Origin of the sequence: Actinomadura sp. NPDC023710 (assembly GCF_040639875.1) — a bacterium.
GTDB classification, from domain to species: domain Bacteria; phylum Actinomycetota; class Actinomycetes; order Streptosporangiales; family Streptosporangiaceae; genus Spirillospora; species Spirillospora citrea.
Window position 1 is genome coordinate 1 of record NZ_JBFAGB010000115.1, and the last position, 1,073, is coordinate 1,073.

1 pseudogene is annotated in these 1,073 nt (G+C 64.8%); it reads right to left on the reverse strand.

What is annotated here, in order from left to right:
* Positions 1-1,073: pseudogene (locus AB0H37_RS45050) on the reverse strand (alpha-1,4-glucan--maltose-1-phosphate maltosyltransferase); the annotation flags it as partial.

Here is a 1,073-nt window from a genome sequence, read left to right on the forward strand (position 1 = left end):
CCAGGTGTAGGTGGTGCCGTCGAGTTGGTCGGTGAGGGTGTGGGGTTGGTCGGGGTCGTCGGGGAGGCCGAGGGCGGGGAGGTCGAGGTGGACGGTGGCTTCGCGGGGGTGGTGGGGGTTGAGGTTGATGATGGTCAGGACGGTGTCGTTGAGGTGGCGTTTGGAGAAGGCGAGGAGTTCGGGTTGGTCGATGTGGTGGAAGTGCAGGTTGCGGAGTTGTTGGAGGGCGGGGTGGGTGTTGCGGAGTGTGTTGAGGGTGGTGATGAGGGGGGCGATGGTGGTGCCGGTGCGGTCGGCGGTTTCCCAGTCGCGGGGGCGGTATTGGTATTTCTCTGAGTCGCGGTATTCCTCGCTGCCGGGGCGTACGGGGGTGTTCTCGCAGAGTTCGTAGCCGGAGTAGATGCCCCAGGTGGGGGAGAGGAGTGCGGCGAGGATGGCGCGGATTTCGAAGGCGGGGCGGCCGCCGTGCTGGAGGTATTCGTTGAGGATGTCGGGGGTGTTGGTGAAGAGGTTGGGGCGCATGTAGGCGGCGGTGGGGCCGGTGAGTTCGGTGAAGTAGCGGGTGAGTTCTTCGGCGTTGTTGCGCCAGGTGAAGTAGGTGTAGGACTGGTGGAATCCGATTTTGGCGAGGGTGTGCATCATGGCGGGGCGGGTGAAGGCCTCGGCCAGGAACAGTACGTCGGGGTCGGTGGTGTTGATGTCGGCCAGGAGTCGTTCCCAGAAGGCGACGGGTTTGGTGTGGGGGTTGTCGACTCTGAAGATTTTGACGCCGTGGTCGATCCAGTGGTGGAGGAGGTTTTTGACGGCGGTGTAGAGGCCGTCGGGGTCGTGGTCGAAGTTGAGGGGGTAGATGTCCTGGTATTTTTTGGGCGGGTTTTCGGCGTGGGCGATGGTGCCGTCGGCGCGGGTGGTGAACCATTCGGGGTGCTGGGTGACCCAGGGGTGGTCGGGGGAGCATTGCAGGGCCAGGTCCAGGGCGATTTCCAGGCCGCAGTTGCCGGCGTGTTCGACGAAGGCGTCGAAGTCGTCCAGGGTGCCCAGGTCGGGGTGGACGGTGTCGTGGCCGCCGTCGG